Consider the following 19,418-nt stretch of genomic DNA (forward strand, 5'->3'; position numbering starts at 1 on the left):
TCGATGACCACCCACCTGCGCGACGAACAGGGCCCCTTCTTCGGCGAGTTCGGCGGGCGGTTCATGCCCGAATCGCTCATCGCCGCTCTCGACGAGATCTCGGCCGCCTACGACGAGGCGAAGAACGACCCGTCGTTCGCTGCTGAGCTGGCAGCACTTCACCGCACGTACACCGGTCGCCCCTCGATCATCACCGAGGCTCCCCGGTTCGCCGAACACGCCGGCGGCGCGCGCATCATTTTGAAGCGCGAAGACCTGAACCACACCGGTTCGCACAAGATCAACAACGTGCTCGGCCAGGCCCTGCTCGCACAGCGGCTCGGCAAGACCCGACTGATCGCCGAGACCGGTGCCGGCCAGCACGGCGTCGCCACGGCCACGGCCGCCGCCCTGTTCGGGATGAGCTGCGTGGTCTACATGGGCGAGGTCGACACTGAGCGCCAGGCGCTGAACGTGGCCCGCATGCGCCTGCTCGGCGCCGAGGTCGTCTCGGTCACCACCGGCACGCGCACGCTGAAAGACGCCCTGAACGAGGCCTTCCGCGACTGGGTGGCGAACGTCGAAGACACCCACTACCTGCTCGGAACCGTGGCCGGCCCGCACCCGTTTCCGGTGATGGTGCGCGACTTTCACAAGGTCATCGGTGAAGAGGCCCGCGAGCAGGTGCTCGCCCTCACGGGCGCCCTGCCCACCGCCGTGGTCGCCTGCGTGGGCGGTGGCTCGAACGCCATCGGCATCTTCCACGCCTTTCTCGACGACCCCGATGTCGAGCTCTACGGCTACGAAGCAGCGGGTGACGGTGTCGACACCGATCGGCACGCCGCCACCATCTCGCGCGGCCGCCCCGGCGTGCTGCACGGCTCGCGAAGCCTGATGTTGCAAGACGCTGACGGCCAGACCAGCGACTCGCACTCCATCTCGGCCGGCCTCGACTACCCTGGGGTTGGTCCAGAACACGCGTGGCTCTCCTCGATCGGCCGGGCCACGTACCTGCCCATCACCGACGCCGAGGCTATGAACGCGTTCCGGCTGCTCTGCGTGACCGAGGGCATCATTCCGGCCATCGAGTCGGCCCATGCTCTGGCGGGTGCGCTCGACCTCGGCAAGAGGCTCGGCCCGGGTGCCACCATTCTCATCAACCTCAGTGGCCGCGGCGACAAAGACGTGGAGACCGCCGGGCGCTACTTCGGTGTGCTCGACGAAGCTGCGCTGGTCGCCACCGAACTCGATGCCATCGAGGCCGACGAAGCCGAAGGGGTTCAGCGATGACCGCCGTCACGAGTGCAGCAGGCCCAACCGCTGGCTCCGCCTCAGCAGCAGCCTCGCCCGTCGGCCGCACTATCGCTCGCGCCAACTCCGACCGTGCGGGGGCGCTCATCGGCTACCTGCCCGTGGGATTCCCCACCCTCGCCGGCAGCATCGATGCGGCCGTGGCCCTGGTCGAGAACGGTGTCGATGTACTCGAACTCGGGTTGCCGTACACCGACCCGGTGATGGATGGCCCGGTCATCCAGCGCGCCACCCAGACCGCCCTCGAGAATGGGTTTCGCCTGCGAGACGCGTTCACGGCGGTCGAGGCCATCAGGGCGCGAGTGGATGCCCCCATTCTGCTCATGACGTACTACAACCCCATCGTGCAGTACGGTATCGACCGTTTTGCCGACGACCTCGTATCGGCCGGCGGCGCGGGGCTCATCACGCCCGACCTCACCGTCGACTCCGGCGCAGAATGGCTCGCCACAAGCGACCGCACGGGGCTCGACCGCGTGTTTCTCACCGCACCCACCTCCACGAGTGAGCGCCTGAAGCTCGCCGTCGACCACAGTCGCGGGTTCGTCTACGTCGTATCGACCATGGGCGTCACGGGTGCTCGGGGCGACGTCGACTCGGCAGCGCGAACACTGGTCGATCGACTGCGGGAGGTCGGGGCATCCACCTCGACCGCCAGCGCCTGCGTGGGCATCGGCATCTCGACGGGCGACCAGGTTGCTGAGGTTTTGGCGTACGCCGATGGGGCGATCGTCGGCTCAGCACTCGTTCGGGCGCTCTCCGAGCACGGCGTTGCCGGAGTTGCCCGTGTGGCCGCCGAGCTGGCTGCCGGTACGCGCAGGTAGCGAACTCGAATACACTTGGCGATGCTGGCCGCGCGCCTCGCCGCCTGCTCCCGTACGGAAGGTTTCAACCCCGGTGTTTCTGCCTCAAAGCATTCCCAGCCCGTCGATCAACTCGCTTGACATCACGGGTTGGCTCCAGACCCTGGGTATCGACCTGCCGTTCACGCTGAACATCCGCATCTATGCGCTCTGCATTCTGTTCGGCATCATCATCGCCACCATCATGACGTCTCGCCGCCTCACCAAGCGCGGGGCCGAGCCGGGCATCGTTCTCGACATCATTCTGTGGGCCGTGCCGCTCGGCATCATCGGGGCACGCGTCTTTCACGTACTCACGCACCCTGGCGACTACTTCTACCCCGGCGCAGACCTGGCGAAGACGCTGTACATCTGGGAGGGCGGCATCGCCATCTTCGGCGGGCTGATCGGCGGTGGCATCGGCGCAATGATCGGGTGCCGGTTGTCGGGCATCCGATTCTGGACCTTTGCCGACGCCCTCGCACCCGGGCTGCTGCTCGCGCAGGCCTTCGGCAGGTTCGGCAACTATTTCAACCAGGAACTCTTCGGTTTTCCCACCGATGGCTGGTGGGGCCTCGAGATCGCGTCTCCCAACACTGCTATTCCGATCGGCCTCGCGCCGGGCACCCTCTTTCAGCCCACGTTTGCATACGAGGTCATCTGGAACGTTCTGGGCGTGCTGTTCCTGCTCTTCATCGGCAAGAAGCTGAGCCTGCAGTGGGGCAAGCTGTTCGGCGCGTACCTCATCTGGTACGGCGCCGGCCGCAGCGTCTGGGAGACCATCCGCATCGACCCGAGCGAGATCTTCTTCGGCGTTCGCACGAACGTCTGGGCCGCGTGGGCCGCCATCGCGGTGGGCCTCATCATCATCATCGTTCAGACGCGCCGCCACCCCGGTGTCGAGCGCGGCCCGTACACCTCCGGCACTGTGTGGTCGGCGGCAACGGCTGCAGTAGACTCCAAAGAGACGTATTCAGACGAAGATCTCCGGGGCGACGACGCTTCGAATGAGTCAGACTCCGAAGACAACAGTTCTGAAGACAACACCCCCGAAGTCAACCCGCTTCCTCACGATCGCGAACCGAGTGCCACAAGCACGGCCGGGGCGAAACGCACGCTGTAGACAACAACACGACCAGTCGACAGCAGTAGACACTTCGTACCACCCTTTCACCTCGGGCCGCCGGCGTCCCAATCACAGCTACCCGGTTGCAGTTCTCCGGGGGGATGGATTCTTATGGTTGAGAGCACTACCTCTTCCTCCACCAGCGCTTTCAGCTTCAGTGCGCTTCCGTCGTCGCAGGGTCTGTACGACCCGAGCAATGAGAAAGACGCCTGTGGCCTGGCCATGGTCGCAACGCTGCGTGGAACAGCCGGTCACGACATCATCGTGACCGCGCTCACCGCGCTTCGAAACCTCGAACACCGCGGCGCGGTCGGCTCCGATGCGGGCACCGGCGACGGTGCGGGCATCCTCACCCAGATTCCCGACGAATTTCTGCGCGCTGTGGCGGGCTTCGACCTGCCCGAGGTCGGCTTCTACGCCGTGGGCAACGCTTTTCTGCCGCTTGACAAGGCCGAACGAGACACCGTTCTCGAGCGGCTCACCGAGGTCGCCGAAGAAGAGGGCCTGGCGGTTCTGGGCTGGCGCGAGGTTCCGGTGCACCCCGACGAGCTCGGCCGCCTGGCACGTGAAGCGATGCCTGCCATCTGGCAGCTGTACGTCGAGGCGAAACACCACGATGCGAACGGGGCCAAGGCTTCGGGCATCCAGCTCGACAGGCTCACCTATCGCCTGCGCAAGCGCATCGAGCACGAGCACGAGGTGTACTTCATGTCGCTGTCGGCGCGCACGCTGACGTACAAGGGCATGGTCACCACCCTGCAGCTCGAGCCGTTCTACCCCGACCTCTCTGACGAACGGTTCGCCTCGAAGCTGGCGCTCGTTCACTCGCGCTACTCCACCAACACGTTCCCGTCGTGGCCGCTCGCGCAGCCGCTTCGCATGATGGCGCACAACGGTGAGATCAACACCGTGCAGGGCAACCGCAACTGGATGCGCGCGCGCCAGTCGCAGCTGAAGAGCGCTGCTCTCGGCGACATGGCCCCCCTGCTGCCGATCGTCACGCCCGGTGCCAGCGACTCGGCCTCGTTCGATGAGGTCGTCGAACTGCTGACCCTGGCTGGCCGACCGCTGCCGCACGCCATCATGATGATGGTTCCCGAGGCGTGGGAGAACAACGCTGCCTTCGACCCGCAGCGGCGCGCCTTCTACGAGTTCCACTCCACCCTGATGGAGCCGTGGGACGGCCCGGCTGCGCTGGTCTTCACCGACGGCACGCTCGTCGGTGCCACGCTCGACCGCAACGGCCTGCGCCCCGGTCGCTACCTGGTCACCGACGACGGCCTGGTTGTGCTCGCCAGCGAGATCGGCGTGCTCGACGTCGACCCCTCGAAGGTCGTTCGCAAGGGGCGGCTCCGCCCCGGAAAGATGTTCCTCGTCGACACCGAGGCCGGTCGCCTCATCGAAGACGACGAGATCAAAGACTCTCTCGCAGCAAGCGAGCCATGGGCCCAGTGGCTTGACGAGGGGCGCATCAATCTGCGCGACCTGCCCGAGCGCGAGCACATCGTGCACACGCCGGCCTCGGTCACCCGTCGTCAGCGCACGTTCGGGTTCACCGAAGAAGAGATCCGCATTCTGCTCACCCCGATGGCCAAGAACGGCGCAGAGCCGCTCGGGGCCATGGGCTCCGACACTCCCATCGCGGTGCTCTCGAAGCGCCCGCGGCTGCTCTTCGACTACTTCACGCAGCAGTTCGCCCAGGTGACGAACCCGCCGCTCGACTCCATTCGTGAAGAAGTCGTCACCTCTCTTCGCCTCGGCCTCGGCCCCGAGCGCAACCTGCTCGACGCGACGCCCGGCCACACCGGCCAGGTCGTGCTCGACTTTCCCGTCATCGACAACGACGAACTCGCGAAGATCCAGCACATCGACGGCGTCTCCGGCAGCTCGACCACCACGACCATCAAGGGTCTCTACCGGGTGGAGAACGGCCCGTCGGCCATGCAGGAGCGCATCACCGAGATGTGCGCCGAGGCAGACGAGGCCATCGCGCGCGGCGCCAAGTTCATCGTGCTGAGCGACCGTGACTCGAACAAAGACCACGCACCTGTTCCCTCGCTGCTGATGCTCTCTGGCGTTCACCACCACCTCATCCGCACCCAGAATCGCATGAAGGTGGGCCTGATCGTCGAGGCCGGCGACGTTCGCGAGGTGCACCACGTCGCGCTCCTCATCGGTTTCGGTGCGTCTGCGATCAACCCGTACCTCGCCATGGAAACGTGCGAGAACCTCGTGCGCTCGGGAATGATCACCGGTATCACGCCCGAGAAGGCCGTGAAGAACGTGATCAAGGCGCTCGGCAAGGGCGTTCTGAAGATCATGTCGAAGATGGGCATCTCCACGGTGTCGTCGTACGCAGGCGCCCAGGCGTTCGAGGCCGTCGGTCTCGACAAGGCGTTCGTCTCCGAGTACTTCACCGGCACCTCATCGAAGCTCGGCGGCATCGGCATCGACGTCATCGCGGCCGAGAGCGCCAACCGGCACGCGGCCGCGTACCCCGAAGACGGCAGCGTCACGGTTCACGAACCGCTCGCCGTCGGCGGCGAGTACCAGTGGCGCCGCGAAGGCCCGCCGCACCTCTTCAACCCCGACACCGTCTTCCGCCTGCAGCACTCCACCCGCGCGCGCCGATACGACATCTTTCGCGAGTACACCAAGCTGGTCGACGACCAGGCTGCAGAGCTGATGACCCTCCGCGGCCTGTTCACGCTGCGCACGGATGCCCGGCCCCCCGTCGCTCTCGACGAGGTCGAATCGGTCGCATCCATCGTCAAGCGGTTCTCCACCGGCGCTATGAGCTACGGCTCCATCTCGCAGGAGGCGCACGAGACGCTCGCCATCGCCATGAACAGGCTCGGCGCGAAGTCGAATACCGGTGAGGGCGGAGAAGACGTCGCCCGCCTTCTCGACCCCGAACGCCGCAGCTCGATCAAGCAGGTTGCATCCGGCCGCTTCGGTGTGACCAGCATGTACCTGACGCACGCTACAGACATCCAGATCAAGATGGCGCAGGGTGCCAAACCCGGCGAAGGCGGCCAGCTGCCGCCCATGAAGGTCTACCCGTGGATCGCGCGTACGCGCCACGCCACCGCCGGTGTGGGTCTCATCTCGCCGCCCCCACACCACGACATCTATTCCATCGAAGACCTCAAGCAGCTCATCTTCGATCTCAAGCGCGCCAACCCCGAAGCTCGTGTACATGTCAAGCTCGTGAGCCAGAACGGCATCGGCGCGGTTGCGGCCGGTGTCACGAAGGCCCTGGCCGACGTCGTACTGGTCTCCGGCCACGACGGCGGAACGGGTGCGAGCCCGCTCAACTCCTTGAAGCATGCCGGCACCCCGTGGGAGCTGGGCCTCGCAGAGACCCAGCAGACGCTCATGCTGAACGGCATGCGCGACCGCGTCGTGGTTCAGGTCGACGGCCAGATGAAGACCGGCCGCGACGTCATCGTGGGCGCGCTGTTGGGGGCGGAGGAGTTCGGTTTCGCCACCGCACCGCTCGTCGTCTCCGGCTGCGTCATGATGCGGGTCTGCCACCTCGACACCTGCCCCGTGGGCGTCGCGACGCAGAACCCCGAGCTTCGTGCGCGCTTCAGCGGCAAGCCAGAGTACATCGTCAACTTCTTCGAGTTTCTCGCCCAGGAGGTACGCGAGTACCTGGCCGAGCTCGGGTTCCGCACGCTCGAAGAGGCCATCGGCCACCACGAACTGCTGAATGTCGACAACGCCCTCACACACTGGAAGGCCGACGGCCTCGACCTCAGCCCCATTCTGGTCGGCCCGACGTTCTCCGACTCCGAGCCGCGCGTCAACCGTCGTCAGCAGGAGCACGAGCTCGAGAAGCACTTCGACAACCGCCTCATCCGTGACGCGGCAGAGGCGCTGGAGTTCGGCGAGCCCGTCGTCATCACCCTGCCCATCCGCAACACCGAGCGCGCCGTCGGCACCATGCTCGGCCACGAGGTGACGGTCCGGCACGGTGAGAACGGCCTGCCCGACGACACCATCCAGATCACGCTGCTCGGCTCGGCCGGCCAGTCGCTCGGTGCGTTCCTGCCCTCGGGCATCACGCTGCGCCTTGAAGGCGACTCCAACGACTACGTGGGCAAGGGCCTCTCCGGCGGCCGCGTCATCGTGCGGCCGAACCGTGCGTCGACCTTCGCCGCCGAAGACAATGTGATCGCCGGCAACGTGATCGGCTACGGCGCGACGAGCGGCAGCATGTTCATCCGGGGCATCGTCGGTGAGCGTTTTCTCGTGCGCAACTCGGGTGCGATCGCCGTGGCCGAGGGAGTGGGCGACCACGCCCTCGAATACATGACCGGTGGCATTGCGCTGATTCTCGGCGAGACCGGGCGAAACCTCGGTGCGGGCATGTCAGGTGGTACTGCTTACGTCTACAAGCTTCGCCCCGAGCTCATGAACGCCGACTCGGTGGCCAGCGGCGAACTGCAGCTGCTGCCGCTCGATGCGGCCGACAACGACCTGCTGCGTTCGCTTCTCACCGAACACGAGTCGGAGACCGGTTCGGCCGTGGCCGCCTCGATGCTTCAGAACTTCGACGAGACCGCTCGTGATTTTGTGAAGGTGCTGCCGCGTGACTACGCGGCTGTGCTTGCAACCCGCCAGACGGCGCTCGACGAGGGTCTCGACCCCGACGGCGATGTTGTCTGGGAGAGAATTCTGGAGGTAACCGGTGGCTGATCCCAAGGGGTTCTTGAAGGTCACTGAGCGTGAGGTGCCCAAGCGGCGGCCCGTTCCGATTCGACTGATGGACTGGAAAGAGGTCTACGAGGCCGCCGACCCGTCGGAGACCCGCCGCCAGGCCGGTCGCTGCATGGACTGCGGTATTCCGTTCTGCCACCACGGCTGCCCGCTCGGCAACCTGATTCCCGAGTGGAACGACCTCACGTGGCGCGGCGAGGGCCGGCAGGCCATCGAGCGCCTGCACGCCACGAACAACTTCCCCGAGTTCACGGGTCGGCTCTGCCCGGCACCGTGCGAGAGCTCGTGTGTGCTCGGCATCAACCAGCCTGCTGTCACCATCAAGCAGGTCGAGGTGTCGATCATCGACCAGGCCTTCGCCAACGGTTGGGTCACCCCGCACCCGCCAGAGCGTCTCACCGGCAAGACGGTCGCCGTCGTCGGATCCGGCCCGGCCGGTCTCGCCGCGGCACAGCAGCTCACCCGCGCCGGCCACACGGTGGCCGTGTACGAGCGTGACGACCGCATCGGCGGGCTGCTGCGGTACGGCATCCCCGACTTCAAAATGGAGAAGAAGCACCTCGAGTCGCGTCTCACGCAGATGATGGCTGAGGGCACCCGCTTTCGCGCCGGCATCAACATCGGCGTCGACATCACCTGGGCCGACCTCCGTTCGCGTTATGACGCGGTCATCGTCTGCACGGGTGCGACCGTTCCACGCGACCTCGTCATCCCCGGCCGCGATCTCGAGGGCGTGCACCACGCCATGGAGTTCCTCGTTCAGGGTAACAAGGTGGGCGCTGGCGACACCGTCACCGATCAGATCACTGCTGAAGGCAAGCACGTCGTCGTTCTCGGCGGCGGCGACACCGGAGCAGACTGCATCGGCACCGCGCACCGCCAGCAGGCCCTCTCTGTGACCAACCTTGCCATCGGCCAGCAGCCACCGACCGAGCGTGCCGAGAGCCAGCCCTGGCCCATGGTTCCGAACCTCTTCGAGGTCTCGAGTGCCCACGAAGAGGGCGGCGAGCGGGTCTTCCTGGCCTCCACCGTCGAGTTCCTCTCCAACGAGTCGGGCGAGGTTCGCGCCATCCGCGTGGCCGAGACCGAGTATCTGGATGGCCGCCGCGTACCCAAAGCGGGCACCGAACGTGAGATCCCCGCCGACCTCGTACTGCTGGCGCTCGGCTTCACCGGGCCCGAAACCCATGACCTCACGCACCAGGTCGGGGCGGTGTTCGACACCCGCGGAAACGTCGAGCGCGGTGCCGACTACTCCACGAGCATCCCGGGCCTGTATGTTGCCGGTGACGCCGGTCGCGGCCAGTCGCTCATCGTCTGGGCCATCGCCGAGGGTCGCGCTGCGGCCTCGAGTGTCGACCGGTACCTTGAAGGCGACACCGAACTGCCTTTCCCCGTTTCCCCAACCGACCGCGCAATCGCGATCTAATAGAACCAAACCGATGCGCACACCGCGCAGAAGCATGGAGTACCACACAGAATGAGACGCGCAAAGATCGTCGCCACCCTCGGGCCGGCGACCTCGTCATACGAGAACATCCGGGCCATCATTGACGCCGGAGTTGATGTCTGCCGCATGAACCTCAGCCACGGTTCGTACGACGTACACGAAGGCATCTACGCCACCGTGCGCAAGGCGGCCGCAGACTCGGGTCGCGCCGTCGCGGTGCTGGTCGACCTGCAGGGCCCCAAGATCCGCCTCGGCAAGTTCGAGGGCGGCCCGTACTACCTGGCCCAGGGCGACATCTTCAAGATCACCACCGACGACGTTATCGGTACCCGTGAGCTCTCGGGCACCACGTTCAAGGGCCTGCCGCAAGACGTCGCCCCCGGCGACTTCCTGCTGATCGACGATGGCAAGGTGAAGGTCAAGGTTCTCGAGACCGACGGTACCGTCGTCACGACCGAGGTCATCGTGGCCGGCAACGTGTCGAACAACAAGGGCATCAACCTTCCCGGCGTCGCCGTGAACGTGCCTGCCCTGTCGGAGAAAGACGAAGCAGACCTCCGCTGGGGCCTCCGCCTCGGCGCCGACCTCATCGCCCTCTCCTTCGTTCGCGACGCAGCAGACATCACCCGCGTGCACGAGATCATGGCAGAGGAGGGCCGCAAGGTTCCCGTCTGCGCGAAGATCGAGAAGCCGCAGGCCGTCGACAACCTCGAAGAGATCATCGATGCGTTCGACAGCATCATGGTCGCCCGCGGTGACCTCGGTGTCGAGCTTCCGCTTGAAGCCGTACCCATCGTGCAGAAGCGCGCCATCGAGCTGTCACGCCGCATGGCGAAGCCCGTCATCGTTGCAACGCAGATGCTCGAATCGATGATCTCGAGCCCCATCCCGACCCGTGCCGAGACGTCTGACGTCGCGAACGCGGTGCTCGACGGCGCCGACGCGGTCATGCTCTCGGGCGAGACCAGCGTGGGGGAGTACCCCATCATCACGGTGCAGACCATGGCACGCATCGTCGAGTCGACCGAGATCCACGGCCTCGAGCGCATCCCCGCGCTCGGCACCAAGCCGCGCACCCAGGCCGGCGCCATCACGCTCGCCGCAGCCGAGGTCGCCGACTTCGTCGGCGCGAAGTTCCTCGTGGTGTTCACCGAGTCGGGCGACTCGGTTCGCCGCATGACCCGGCTTCGGTCGAGCATCCCCATCATCGGGCTCACGCCTGAGGCGGGCATCCGCAACCGCATGGCACTCTCGTGGGGTGTCGAGTCGTACCTGGTCGCTCGCGTCAACCACACAGACCAGCTCATGGTTCAGGTCGATGACGTTCTGCTCGGAGAGAAACTGGCCGAGCTCGGTGACCGCGTGGTCGTCATCTCCGGTTCGCCTCCCGGAAAAGCCGGCACCACCAACGACATGCGCGTGCACATCATCGGTGAAGGCCACAACCCGCAGAAGCCCGACCCCGACGCGCTCGACCACTAGGTCTGCACATCGGCGATTCGAGTCGCACCATGAAGGAGTCCGGCGTGAAAGCGTTGGGCTCCTTCATGGTTTGCTGCGGGGTGGTTGTGGTGGCGCTGACCGGGTGCGCCGGGGGAGAACCGGTGTCAGGCAGTACGTCGGCGTCTGCGTCAGCATCTACATCTACATCTACATCGGCATCTACGTCGGCTACGTCGCCGGCGAGCTCGAGCCCCGCAGCAGGCATTGCACTCCCGCCTGCCGGGGCACCGGCCGACTACCAGCTGGGCGGGGCATTCCCTCCGGCTTCCGCTGTGATGGTCGTCACCCGCGATAGCACTGCGCCGCCGGCTCCGGGCCTCTATTCGATCTGCTACGTCAACGCCTTTCAGAGCCAGCCCGGCGTCGACTGGCCGAGCGCGCTGGTGCTGCACGACGCATCTGGAGCCCCCCTTCGCGACCCCGGCTGGCCCGACGAGTCGATCTTCGACACCTCGACTGCCGCCAATCGCACCGAACTGCTTGCGCGTCTCACCGCCACGGTTTCCGGATGCTCGGCCGCCGGCTACCGCGCCGTGGAGTTCGACAACCTCGACTCGTACACCCGCTCGAACGGTGCCCTCACCGTCGACGACGCCCTGGCGTTCGCCACGCAGCTCGTGACCCTCGCCCACACGAACAACCTGGCTGCGGGGCAGAAGAACGCCCCCGATCTCGCCGCCCGCGCCCACAGCGCTGCCGGGTTCGACTTCGCTGTAGCAGAGGAGTGCATCCGCTTCGCCGAGTGCGAGGCGTACGCTGCTGTCTACGGAGAGAATGTCATCGACATCGAATACGCCGAGAATCTCGGGGGCTCCGGCGGCGCTGGCGCGGCCTCAAGCACAGATCTCACCGCGGCCATTGCTCACGTCTGTGCAACTTCGCCGAGGCCCCGCAGCACAATGGTGCGAGACCACAGCCTCACGGCGCCCGGTTCGGCCACCTTCGTAGACCAGAGCTGTGCTCCGTGACGTTGAGTACCGGTGGTGGGACTCGAACCCACACGTTTTGCAACAACGCATTTTGAGTGCGCCGCGTCTACCATTCCGCCACACCGGCTCGCGTCAACATTCACAAGAATACCGTAGGGTTGTGTTTGTGACTGACCAACCCGCGTCGACTCCCGCACCCCGTCGTGTGGTTGTTGCAGAAGACGAATCCCTTATCCGCCTCGACATCGTCGAGATTCTCCGTGACAACGGTTTTGAAGTTGTAGGAGAAGCGGGCGACGGCGAGACCGCTGTCGCGCTTGCGACCGAACTTCGCCCCGACCTCGTCATCATGGATGTCAAGATGCCGCTTCTCGATGGCATCTCGGCAGCCGAGAGGCTCAGCAAGGGTCACATCGCCCCCGTCGTGCTGCTCACCGCCTTCAGCCAGAAAGAACTGGTCGAGCGGGCAACCGAAGCCGGCGCCCTCGCCTACGTGGTGAAGCCGTTCACGCCGAGCGACCTGCTGCCGGCCATCGAGATCGCGCTCTCGCGTTACACCCAGATCATCACGCTCGAGGCCGAGGTCGCCGACCTGGTCGAGCGCTTCGAGACCCGCAAGCTCGTCGACCGGGCCAAGGGCCTGCTCAACGAGAAGATGGGGCTCACCGAGCCTGAGGCGTTCCGGTGGATCCAGAAGGCCTCCATGGATCGCCGGCTCACCATGCACGATGTGGCCCAGGCCATCATCGAGCAGCTGTCGGTCAAGAAGTAGCCGCAGAGGCACCGGCAACGGCCGCACGCTTCAGAGCCTCATGACGACACCACCCGGCACCGGGCATCCGGATGCCCTGACCCCCCTCGACATGACCGAACTGTTCGGGCGCGGCAGTGGCGCCCTGGCCGAGAAGATGGGCATCGAGTTTCTCGAGCTGAGCCCTGAACGCTCGGTCGCGACCATGCCGGTCGAGGGCAACACACAGCCGTTCGGCGTGGTGCACGGGGGTGCGTACGTGGTGCTCGCCGAGAGCCTCGGGTCGTTCGCTGCGAACATCTTCGCGGGCGAGGGCCGACTGGCCATGGGCATCGAGATCAACGCGAGCCACACGGGCTCGGCGTCGGCCGGTGTCGTCACCGGAGTGTGCACGGCCATCAAGCTCGGGCGAAACCTCACGGTGCACGAAATCGTCGTCTCCGACGAGGCCGGGCGGCGGCTTTCAACCGTTCGCATCACGAATTTTCTGCGCGACCTTCCGTAGGTCGAGAGCCCCACGGGGTGTCGGAGCCCGCTAGTAGGCTGGGGCTGTGCCTGACAACGTTCCCCCCACTCTTCTGCTCATCGACGGTCATTCGCTGGCGTTCCGTGCCTTCTACGCTCTGCCGGTCGACAGTTTTCAGACCCGCGACGGGCAGCACACCAACGCCATTCACGGCTTCATCTCCATGCTGCTCAACCTGCTGAAAAACGAGAAGCCCACACACCTGGCAGTTGCGTTCGATATCTCTCGGTTCTCCTTTCGTACGCGTGAATACCCCGAGTACAAGGGCACCCGCGGTGAGACCCCGGCCGAGTTCATCGGCCAGATTCCCCTGCTCAAAGATGTACTGCATGCCATGAACATCGAAACCCTCGAAAAAGAAGACTTCGAGGCCGACGACATTCTCGCAACCCTCGCCCGACAGGGCTCTGAGCAGGGCTTTCGCGTGTTGGTCGTCTCGGGCGACCGCGACGCCATTCAGCTCGTGACCGATGACGTCACCCTGCTGTACCCGTCACGCCAGGGCGTGACAGACCTCACCCGGTACGACCGTGACAAGGTCTTCGAGCGCTACGGTATCGAGCCGCACCAGTACCCCGAGATCGCCGCGCTGGTGGGCGAGACGAGCGACAACCTGCCCGGCATTCCGAAGGTCGGCGAGAAGACCGCCGTCAAGTGGCTGAACCAGTTCGGCAGTCTCGACGAGATTCTTCGCCGCTCCGACGAGATCGGCGGCAAGGTGGGCGAGAGCCTCCGCGAATTCCAGGAGAATGCGGTGCGCAACCGCCGGCTGAACCGGCTGCTCACCGATGTCGAGCTGGGCGCAGGCCCCGCCGACTTCGACCGCAAGCCCGTCAACGAGCAGGCCGTGCGCGATCTGTTCGCGCGCCTTGAGTTTCGCACGCTGCTCGAGCGGGTGTTCAAACTCGACGGCATCACGGTCGACGGGGGTGGGGCATCCGGTGGCGGCGGGGCTGGCTCTGCTGGCTCACTCATCGACGAGCAGGCCGTCGTCGTACCGGTGCCGAGCAACGAGCTCGACGAAGAGCTCGGCGCGTGGCTCACCCGGCACAGCGCCGCCGAGCCGTTCGGGCTCGCCTTGTCGGCCGAGATACTGGATGGCCGGCCCATCGGCTTCGGAGTCGCCGCCTCCGACGCGGCCGTGTTTGTGCCCTGGTCGCCCGACAGCCGCGACTACCTGCCGTTCGAGAACTGGCTGGCCAGCGATTCGCCGAAGATCATGCACGGCGCGAAACACCAGATCAAAGCGATGATCTCGGCAGGGCTCCCGACCACGGGCATCACTTTCGACACGTCGATCGCTGCGTGGCTGCTGAAATCCGACGGTACCCCGCCCACTTTGGCCGACCTCGTCGACCGGCAGCTCGGCGAGACCCTGCCGACCCCTGACCCCAACCAGCTCGTACCCGACGACGACTCGGTCATCGGTCCGGCCGTACAGGCCTGGTACATCGGCCGCGTCGCCCGCGCCCTGAACGAGCGGCTCGACGAGGGCTCACGATCGGTACTCGTCGACATCGAGATGCCCGTGCTCGCGGTACTCGCGCAGATGGAGCTCGACGGCGTCGCCGTCAGCCATGCGCAGCTCTCCGAACTCTCGGGCGAGCTGAGCACACGCGCCAACGCCCTCGCTGCCGAAGCGTTCGCCATCATCGAGCGGGAGATCAACCTCGGGTCGCCCAAGCAGATCCAGGAGGTGCTCTTCGAGCAGCTCGGTATGCCCAAGACCCGGGCCACGAAGACGGGGTACTCGACCGATGCCGTGTCGCTGGCCGATCTGCAGGCGAGCTCGCCGCATCCGTTTCTCGACCTGCTGTTGTCACACCGCGACGCCACGAAGCTCAACCAGATCGTCGAGACACTCGACAAGTCGATCGCGTCCGATCGGCGCATCCACACGACCTACGTGCAGACCGGCAGCTCCACCGGTCGTATCTCCTCGACCGACCCGAACCTGCAGAACATCCCGGTTCGCACCGAGGAGGGCCGCCGCATCCGCGAGGCCTTCATGGTGGGCGAGAGCTTCGAGACCCTGCTCACGACCGACTACTCGCAGATCGAGATGCGCATCATGGCGCACCTCTCCGAAGACGAGGGGCTCATCGCCGCGTTCCAGTCGGGCGAAGACCTGCACCGGTTCGTCGGCGCGCGCATCTTCGGTGTCGAGCCGGCCGATGTCAGCTCGGCGATGCGATCGAAGGTGAAGGCCATGTCGTACGGTCTTGCCTATGGCCTCTCGGCGTTCGGCCTGTCGAAACAGCTGCGCATTCCCACCTCCGAAGCCAAACAGCTGATGAGCGACTACTTCGAACGTTTCGGCGCAGTGCGCGACTACCTCCGGAACGTAGTGGTTCAGGCGCGCGAAGACGGTTACACCGAGACCATCTTCGGGCGTCGCCGTATGTTCCCCGACCTGAACAGCCCCAACCGGGTGCTGCGAGACAACGCCGAACGGGCGGCGCTGAACGCGCCCATCCAGGGCACGGCCGCCGACATCCTGAAGATCGCCATGGTGAACATCGCGGCCGACCTGCAGGTGCACCAGCTGAAGTCGCGCATGCTGCTGCAGGTGCACGACGAGCTGGTCTTCGACGTGTACCCCGGCGAGTGGAACGAACTGGCCGCCATCGTGACCGCCCGCATGTCGACCGCGGCCGAACTGAAGGTTCCGCTCGACGTGCAGCTCGGTCGCGGGCAGAACTGGAACGAGGCGGCGCACTAGGTTCCGCCGCCGCGTTGTCGCCGCGCTCTCCGCTGCCGTTGAGGTACGGGTTTTGCCCGGTTTGCGACGGTGCAGGTGCGCAAAACCCGTACCTCAACGATCAGTCGAGCGAAGGGCGAAGGGCGACGTGCGACGTGCGGCTCGGCCGGTCAGCGAAAGTCGCGGGAGCGAGTGGGGGCGCCGAGCGGCAGCAGCTCGAAGCGGTCAGCGATGAGGTTCAGGATGCCTTCGGGCGAGCGCTCGATGATGCCGCGCACGATCATCGCCGGCGCCTCCCGCGCTACCCGGCGGTAGCGATCCCACACTCCCACGCTGCAGATCACGTTCAGGATGCCCGTCTCGTCTTCGAGGTTCACGAAGGTCATTCCGCTCGCCGTTGCCGGCCGCTGCCGGTGCGTCACCACACCGCCCACCTCGATGCGCCGCCCATTTTCGGTGGTCATCAGCGCAGAGATCGGCAGGGCACCCCGATCGCTCAACAGTTCTCTCGAATGCGACACCGGATGATCGTCGGGCGAGATGCCTGTGCTCCAGAGGTCGTAGATCACCTGCTCGGTGGGGCTCAACATCGGCAGCAGCGGCGGCTGAACGCTGACGAACGTGCCCGGCAGGTATTCGGACTTGTCTTGCGCGGCGTTGCCCGCCTCCCACAGCGCCTCGCGCCGGGTGAGGTTGAGGCTGGTGAACGCCCCCGCCGACGCGAGGGCCTCCATCTGCGTGGTGTTCAGATCGTTGCGCCGGGCCACGTCGGCCATGCTGCGGTAGGGGCCGCCGCGGTCGCGTTCGGCGACGATACGCTGGCCCACCTTCTCGCCGATGGAGGTGATATCGGCGAGGCCCAGCCGCACATCGAGGGTGCCGTCGCGTCGGTGCCGAGCGGTGTGAACTGCGACGTCGGCGGCGGCAACGGCATCGCGGTCGAACTTCCCGCTGACCGGAGGCTGCTCGAACACGGCGCAGGCGGGCATACCGGTGGGGGTAACGAGATTGGTGGCGGAGTCCGGTGCCTGCCGCGGCTCGAGCCCCGCCTGAACGCCGGAGCGCTGAATGTCGGGTCGGTGCACCACAACGCCGTGCCGACGAGCATCCGCCACCAGGGTCTGCGGCGAGTAGAAGCCCATGGGTTGGGCGCGCAGCAGTGACGCCAGAAACGCGGCGGGGTAGTGCAGCTTGAACCACGAGCTCGCATAGACGAGCAGGGCGAAGCTGTTCGAATGGCTTTCGGCGAACCCGAAGTTCGCGAAGGCCTCGATCTTCTGGTAGATCTCTTCGGCCACATCGGGTTCGATGCCGTTCTCGGCCATTCCGGCGAAGAGTTTCTCCTTCAGCGACGAGATCTTCTCGATACCGCGCTTCGACCCCATGGCCCGGCGCAGCAGGTCGGCGTCTTCGGGTGTGCAGTTACCCACCGCCTGCGCGACCTGCATGAGCTGCTCTTGAAACAGCGGCACCCCTAGCGTTCGTTCGAGAGATTCTTGCATCGACGGGTGCAGGTAGGTAACGGGTTCGAGGCCCAGTTTGCGCCGGATGTACGGATGCACGGCTCCGCCCTGAATCGGCCCCGGGCGAATCAGCGCGATCTCCACCACGAGGTCGTAGAACCGGCGCGGCTGCAGTCTCGGCAGCGTGCCCATCTGCGCCCGGCTCTCGACCTGGAAGACGCCGATGGAGTCGGCCCGGCAGAGCATGTCGTACACGCCCTCTTCTTCTTTGGGAATGTTCTTGAGGTTCCAGTCTTCGCCGAGGTTCTCGCGCACGAGGTCGAACGAGTGCTGCAGGGCCGAGAGCATGCCGAGGCCCAGCAGGTCGAACTTCACGAGGCCCATCCAGGCGCAGTCGTCTTTGTCCCACTGCAGAACGGTTCGGCCATCCATTCGCCCGTTCTCGATAGGGCAGACCTCACCCACGGGTCGGTCGGTGAGCACCATTCCTCCCGAATGAATGCCCATGTGGCGTGGAAACTTCAGCACCTGCTCGGCCAGCCCCACGACCGCCGGAGGAATATCGTGGTCTTGCGTGGCGATCGCAGGGCCCCAGCGCTCGATCTGCTTCGACCACGCGTCTTGCTGCCCGGGGCTGTGCCCCAGCGCCTTCGCCATGTCGCGCACCGCGAACTTGGGCCGGTAGGTGATGACGTTCGCCACCTGGGCAGCATTGCGGCGACCGTACTTCGTATAGACGTACTGGATGACCTCCTCCCGTCTGCCCGAATCGAAATCCACATCGATGTCGGGCTCTTCGTCACGCAGGCTCGACAGAAACCGCTCGAATGGCAGCTTGAAGAAAATGGAGTCGACCGCGGTGATGTCGAGAATGAAGCACACCGCAGAGTTGGCCGCCGAGCCCCGGCCCTGGCAGAGAATTCCCTGCTCCCGGGCGTGGCGCACGATGTCCCATACGATCAGAAAGTAGCCGGGAAAGTCTTTTTGCTCGATGACTGCCAGCTCGCTCTCGATTCGCTGGCGGTCGGCGGCGGTTGCGTGCGGGTAATGGCTCGCCATGTTCTCGTCGACCAGGTGACGCAGGTACGACATGGGCGTGTGCCCCTCGGGAACCTCCTGCCGAGGCAGCCGTGGTTTCGCCGTGCGCAGCTGAAACGACAGGTCATCGGCCACCTCGACCGTTCGTTCGACAACCCCCGGGTAACGGCCGAAGCGCGCCGCCATCTCGGCGCCCGAGCGCAGGTGCGACCCGGCCGAAGCCGGCAGCCACCCCTCGAGGTCATCGAGGCTGCGGCGGGCCCGTACGGCCGCCAGTGCCTGCGCAAGCGGAAACTGTTTTGGCGTCGCGTAATGCACATTGCCGGTCGCCACCGCGTTGACCTTGTGTTTGAGAGCCAACTCATAGAGCGCATCGTTCGCGTCGCTGTCGAGCGGATTACCGTGGTCGAACAGTTCGACCAGTACGTTGTCGCGCCCGAACAGAGCCACGAGTCGGTCGAGTTCGCGCGACGCACCGGGCAGCCCCTCTGCCTCGAGCGCCTGCCGCACGGCACCTTTGCGGCAGCCGGTCAGCACGGTCCATGCGACGCTTCCGGATGCCCGGGGTGAGCCCGCACCCGAGCCTGTGCCAGCGCCTGCCCAGCCCGCCTGCACCTCGCTGCCGTCGGCCCCGCTGCCACCCCGGGCCTGGTCTGCGAGCAGCTCGAGGTCGTACAGCGGGCGCCCCTTCTCAGCCCCACCCGCCAGCTGCGCGGTGGTGATCGCCGCCGAGAGTCGGTGGTAGCCCTCCTGTCTGCGCGCCAGAATCACGAGATGGGTGCCTTCGGGGTCGGCAAATCCGTTCTGCGGTTTGCTGAGCCCGAGCGACAGTTCCGCGCCGAACACGGTGGCAACGCTCGGGTATGCCTCGGCCGCCTCGGCCAGGTGCACCACCCCGTAGAAGCCGTCGTGATCGGTGAGGGCGATGCCGTGCATCCGGAGCCGTGCCGCCTCTTCGAGCAACTCTTCGGGAGATGAAGCTCCGTCGAGAAAGCTGAAGTTCGAGTGCGCGTGCAGTTCGGCGTACGGCACCACCGGGGTGCCGTCGCCACCGGACTCTGGTGGCGACGGCAC

At 65.8% G+C, this 19,418-nt stretch carries 11 protein-coding genes and 1 tRNA gene; 10 read left to right on the forward strand and 2 right to left on the reverse strand.

The window, feature by feature from the left end; all coding sequences use genetic code 11:
* Positions 1 to 3 precede the first annotated feature (3 nt).
* The 7 genes from trpB to D4765_RS08010 all read left to right on the forward strand — a co-directional run bounded on the left by trpB (position 4) and on the right by D4765_RS08010 (position 11,904).
* Complete coding sequence (gene trpB, locus D4765_RS07980) at positions 4 to 1,269, forward strand: tryptophan synthase subunit beta (RefSeq protein ID WP_136641759.1); 1,266 nt, start codon at positions 4 to 6, stop codon at positions 1,267 to 1,269.
* Complete coding sequence (gene trpA, locus D4765_RS07985; RefSeq protein ID WP_136641760.1) at positions 1,266 to 2,114, forward strand: tryptophan synthase subunit alpha; 849 nt, start codon at positions 1,266 to 1,268, stop codon at positions 2,112 to 2,114. The genes trpB and trpA overlap by 4 nt, the downstream gene beginning before the upstream one ends.
* Positions 2,115 to 2,187: 73 nt before the next feature.
* Positions 2,188 to 3,255 carry a prolipoprotein diacylglyceryl transferase gene (gene lgt / locus D4765_RS07990; protein WP_420824529.1) on the forward strand — a complete coding sequence of 356 codons (1,068 nt, stop codon included), beginning with the start codon at positions 2,188 to 2,190 and terminating at the stop codon, positions 3,253 to 3,255.
* A 114-nt stretch (positions 3,256 to 3,369) separates the two neighbouring features.
* The gene (gene gltB, locus D4765_RS07995) at positions 3,370 to 7,962 is read left to right on the forward strand and encodes a glutamate synthase large subunit (RefSeq protein ID WP_136641762.1); all 4,593 of its coding nucleotides are present in this window, start codon (positions 3,370 to 3,372) and stop codon (positions 7,960 to 7,962) included.
* Positions 7,955 to 9,412 (forward strand): glutamate synthase subunit beta, encoded by a 1,458-nt coding sequence (locus tag D4765_RS08000; RefSeq protein ID WP_136641763.1) that lies wholly within the window; start codon positions 7,955 to 7,957, stop codon positions 9,410 to 9,412. Before gltB ends, D4765_RS08000 begins: the two co-directional genes overlap by 8 nt.
* A 51-nt stretch (positions 9,413 to 9,463) precedes the next feature.
* On the forward strand, positions 9,464 to 10,915 hold the full coding sequence (pyk, locus tag D4765_RS08005) for a pyruvate kinase (RefSeq protein ID WP_136641764.1): 1,452 nt from the start codon (positions 9,464 to 9,466) through the stop codon (positions 10,913 to 10,915).
* A gap of 29 nt (positions 10,916 to 10,944) precedes the next feature.
* Entirely contained in the window at positions 10,945 to 11,904 is a 960-nt protein-coding gene (locus D4765_RS08010; RefSeq protein ID WP_136641765.1) for an endo alpha-1,4 polygalactosaminidase, read from the forward strand.
* Between the two features lie 7 nt (positions 11,905 to 11,911).
* On the opposite strand, the gene D4765_RS08015 is transcribed toward D4765_RS08010, so the two are convergent.
* Positions 11,912 to 11,992: transfer RNA gene (locus D4765_RS08015), tRNA-Leu, on the reverse strand.
* A gap of 39 nt (positions 11,993 to 12,031) precedes the next feature.
* Between D4765_RS08015 and D4765_RS08020 the strand changes: the two genes are divergently transcribed.
* From D4765_RS08020 to polA, 3 genes are all read left to right on the forward strand, one after another.
* On the forward strand, positions 12,032 to 12,637 hold the full coding sequence (locus tag D4765_RS08020) for an ANTAR domain-containing response regulator (RefSeq protein WP_136641766.1): 606 nt from the start codon (positions 12,032 to 12,034) through the stop codon (positions 12,635 to 12,637).
* 91 nt (positions 12,638 to 12,728) lie between these two features.
* Positions 12,729 to 13,121: a PaaI family thioesterase gene (locus D4765_RS08025; protein WP_136641774.1), complete on the forward strand. Its 393-nt coding sequence runs from the start codon at positions 12,729 to 12,731 to the stop codon at positions 13,119 to 13,121.
* 46 nt (positions 13,122 to 13,167) lie between these two features.
* Positions 13,168 to 15,864 carry a DNA polymerase I gene (polA, locus tag D4765_RS08030; protein ID WP_136641767.1) on the forward strand — a complete coding sequence of 899 codons (2,697 nt, stop codon included), beginning with the start codon at positions 13,168 to 13,170 and terminating at the stop codon, positions 15,862 to 15,864.
* A 149-nt stretch (positions 15,865 to 16,013) separates the two neighbouring features.
* Here the strand turns inward: polA and D4765_RS08035 are convergent, their stop codons facing one another.
* A complete protein-coding gene (locus D4765_RS08035; protein ID WP_136641768.1) occupies positions 16,014 to 19,418 on the reverse strand; it encodes an error-prone DNA polymerase in 3,405 nt (1,134 codons plus the stop codon).

Origin of the sequence: Subtercola vilae (genome assembly GCF_004923255.1) — a bacterium.
Lineage (GTDB): Bacteria > Actinomycetota > Actinomycetes > Actinomycetales > Microbacteriaceae > Subtercola > Subtercola vilae.

Bases quoted from the DNA above. Each gene is read 5' to 3' on its own strand.
- trpA (WP_136641760.1), top strand. From the start codon at position 1,266: ATGACCGCCGTCACGAGTGCAGCAGGCCCAACCGCTGGCTCCGCCTCA.
- gltB (WP_136641762.1), top strand. From the start codon at position 3,370: ATGGTTGAGAGCACTACCTCTTCCTCCACCAGCGCTTTCAGCTTCAGT.
- D4765_RS08025 (WP_136641774.1), top strand. From the start codon at position 12,729: ATGACCGAACTGTTCGGGCGCGGCAGTGGCGCCCTGGCCGAGAAGATG.
- D4765_RS08010 (WP_136641765.1), top strand. From the start codon at position 10,945: ATGAAGGAGTCCGGCGTGAAAGCGTTGGGCTCCTTCATGGTTTGCTGC.
- trpB (WP_136641759.1), top strand. From the start codon at position 4: ATGACCACCCACCTGCGCGACGAACAGGGCCCCTTCTTCGGCGAGTTC.
- pyk (WP_136641764.1), top strand. From the start codon at position 9,464: ATGAGACGCGCAAAGATCGTCGCCACCCTCGGGCCGGCGACCTCGTCA.